Origin of the sequence: Caballeronia sp. BR00000012568055, from assembly GCF_029439455.1 — a bacterium.
Taxonomy (GTDB): domain Bacteria; phylum Pseudomonadota; class Gammaproteobacteria; order Burkholderiales; family Burkholderiaceae; genus Caballeronia.
Genome location: NZ_JAQFVG010000087.1, coordinates 1 through 3,358, shown reverse-complemented (window position 1 = coordinate 3,358; position 3,358 = coordinate 1). Strand labels below are relative to the sequence as shown.

The following is a 3,358-nucleotide window of genomic DNA, read 5'->3' as shown; positions in this document are numbered from 1 at the left end:
GACACGCTCGACAGTCATGGGTACGTCGTGGACATCAAACCAGCCGAGCGTTTGATTGCCCGGCAGCCGATGGCAGGCGAGGTGCGAGGAGCGCTCGTGAAAAGGGGAAGCTGGCAGATCGATGGATACAAGTGGCAAAGCGCGCTGCTCGCGCGCCTGCCCGACAACATGGCGCTGGATACCCTCGACGTGGAGTTGAAGGAAGACGGCACCGGGGTGCATTTCACTGCGAAGGGTAAATACTATGTTCTCAACTAAGCGGCTGACCACAACGAGCTGGCCGCGCCGGGCGGTGTGCTTCGGCGCGTTGGTTCTTGTCACCGGCCTGTCCCAGGCGCAGGAAAGCCACCTGTCGCTCGACGATATTGACAAGCTTGCGCGCCAGAAGCTGGTCGATTCGATGCGCAAGAGCGACGGCGCTGCATTAGGTGGCGGCGGTGGTGGCGTGGGCCTCGGCTCGCCCCTTGGCTCGGCCGCACCAGCGCCGGTGACGGCGTCGGCACCAGCTGCGGTAACGGCCGAACGCAAGCCCGCACCCGCACCCAGACGCGTGACCCCAGTCTCCTTCGTTGGTGCTTATTCCGACATGTCGGGAGCCTACGTGCTCTACGACTATCAGGGCACGACCTATACCGCGCGACAAGGCGCTCGACTGCTCAACGGCTGGACCGTCGCATCGGTGAACGGGTTCGAAGTGAACCTCGCCGACGGCAAGCGCAAATGGACCGAAACCATCTCGGCACCCGTCGATACACCGGTCGCGTTTTCCGATAGCCCGTCGGTTCGCGCGATTACCGATCTTGGTTCGCCCCTCCCTCCCGGCGGTCTGGCATCGACCGCTCCTACTCTCGTTCCCTTCGCGAAATAAATCATGAGCCTTTTTGGACAAGAAGAGCAGGATGCGCCGGAAGCGCGCGGCGGATTTTTGAAACGCTTTCGCGCGCCGCGCTCGAGCTTCGTCGAACCGAGCGCTGGTGCGGAGCCGGTGTTGAAGCGTTTGTCGCGTCAACGCGCGCGTGCAGAAGACCAGGTTGCGCCTGAACAGCGAGACGATGCGGCGCGGACTCGCGCGATCAATCCACAGGTCTCGTTCCTTGGGCGCGCGCTGTCGGGCGGCAACATCGAGGATGTCGAAATCACCGAGGTCGAAAAAGGTGCAAGCATCGGCTCCGACAGTCACGCATTTGCAGGCGCTCAGGATGATCGCCGCTCCGTCGTTGAAGACGGCGTCCAGACACCAGCAGGCATTGCGACAGACGAGTTGAATCGCGAGGCGGGATTTCGTCCTTTCGTGCCGCCGACATTTGCCCGTCCGAGCTACGCAAGCATGGCGGCCGGCATGGCGGCTGCCGAAAGGCATGTCGAGCATGTTGAGCACGCCGAGCGCGTCGATCCGCAGCCTCTCGTCGAACAAGCGGCGCATTCTGCCCATTCAGATGCAGCGACCGCTGGAGCGGTGAGTGACGCGCCCAACGTCTCGCGCGAGCCCGCTGATCGGACAGCGTCACGGTCGCCCGAGGCCATGGCTCCCCAGCAGCGTCCGGGGTCGGTGACTCCTTCCATCGACGAAGCGAATCACGATGACGACGCCTTGAATGTGCCGATGACGGGACGCCCGGAACTGGTCTCGGTCGATTCGTTGCCCGAATTCAAGCGTATTCTGACTGTTGAGGACGCTGATGCCGCGTTGCGGATTCCCGCCAGCGCGCGCAAGGAATTTGTTGCTGTCGAATTGCAGCCGGGTGTCGCGATTACGGTCGCGACGTCGCGCTTCGCCGAGAAAGCGCAGTACGCGACTTTCATCAAGGATCTCGCCTCGAATGACATTCTCGTGCGCGAGGAGATGATCGCAACCGACAAAGTGATCGCGGCGATCTATTCGGGCAAGTCGGTTTCGTCCTCCAACTCGGTGGTCCGTGAGGCGAGCCGCGCGATCGGCAACTTCCGTGACATCGTCGAAGCGGCTCATTCCTTTGGCGCGAGCGACATTCACTTCGAGCCGCGCGAGTTCCACAACGAAGTGGGGGTCCGCTTCCGGGTGAACGGCGACATGTACACGTTCAGTCGCATGCCCAAGGGCATCGTGCGGCGCGCGCTGTTCGCTGCTTACAGCGATCTCGTTCAACGCAACACGAACTCGGGCAACAGCTTCCAGCCGAGCGCCCCGCAGTCCGCGATGATTCCGCTGGTCGTCAAGACCGATACGGTCAATCTGCGCTGGCAGTCTTCGCCCCTCGTTGGCGGCTACGACGTCACGCTGCGTCTGCTCGACGGTAACTTCAAGAACTACAACGTCTTGCTGCCCAAAGACATGGGTTTCGAGCAAAGCCAGCTTGATCTGATCGACACCCTGAACTACGTGAGCGGCGGCATCACGGCGCTTACCGGTGAAACGGGTTCAGGTAAAACCACGACGCTGCGCGCGCTGTCGTACATGTTGCCGGATCGCGAGTTGAAGAAGCAATTTGCGGTGAACGAGCCGTCCGAATATCCGATGCCGTGGCTATCCGACTACTCGATCATCCGCCGCCCCGATGAGACCGACGATGAGGCGAACCGTAAGTACGCCGAGGTGATCCGAACGCTCATGCGGCAGGACCCGGACGATCTGACCATCGGTGAAGTGCGTGATCGCGTGGTGATGGGTCTCGTCGCCGAACTCGCGCTGACCGGCCACCCAGTGCGATTCTCCTTGCATGCCGGGGACATCATCGCAGCCGTAATGCGCATGGCAGGCGGCCGTCTGCAATTGCCGATCGATGAACTTGCCTCGGAAGGGTTCATCAATGCGGTGGGCAATCAGAAGCTGATCCCGACGCTCTGCGAGCACTGCAAGCTACCTGCCGAAGAAGTGATGCCGAAAGCCGATCTCGAACTTCTGCGATCGAAGTTCGGACTCGACACGTCGCGCATGGCATGCCGCAACTACGACGGCTGTGAGCACTGCCGTCTGAATGGACTCTTCACGCGGCTCGGAAAAGTCGCCGGCGGCACGAAACGCCCGTCGCTCGCGGCCGAACTGTATCGTCCTACCCCCGAGTTTCTCGAGCGCGTGGCCAGGCGTGACTGGGCTGGCGCACGTCAAGTGTGGCGTGGAGAACGTCGAACCGGGTTCGATCATGCGGATATGACTGGAAAGACCCTCTATGAACATGCTCTTTTCAAAGCTTCTCGCGGTTTGATTGACCCACAATTCATTAATCGGTCGATGCAGTCGTTCGCGCAATACCGCGTGATTCCTGGCGTCGATGGCTTGATGGTCTAACTCGGGTCGATCATGTTCAACACGTTCGTCAAAATGCTGCCGCTTCGACAGCAACTCGCGGTTGCGCGCATTCGCTTCCAGAAGGTCCGGGAG

At 61.2% G+C, this 3,358-nt stretch carries 2 protein-coding genes and 1 pseudogene; all 3 read left to right on the top strand.

Annotation, left to right across the window (positions count from 1 at the left end):
* Window positions 1-258: pseudogene (locus tag P7F28_RS05915) on the top strand (hypothetical protein); the annotation flags it as partial.
* A complete protein-coding gene (locus P7F28_RS05910; protein ID WP_277183555.1) occupies window positions 245-868 on the top strand; it encodes a hypothetical protein in 624 nt (207 codons plus the stop codon). The pseudogene P7F28_RS05915 and the gene P7F28_RS05910, both read left to right, overlap by 14 nt.
* Before the next feature lie 120 nt (window positions 869-988).
* Complete coding sequence (locus P7F28_RS05905; protein ID WP_370467243.1) at window positions 989-3,265, top strand: GspE/PulE family protein; 2,277 nt, start codon at window positions 989-991, stop codon at window positions 3,263-3,265.
* Window positions 3,266-3,358: the final 93 nt, after the last annotated feature.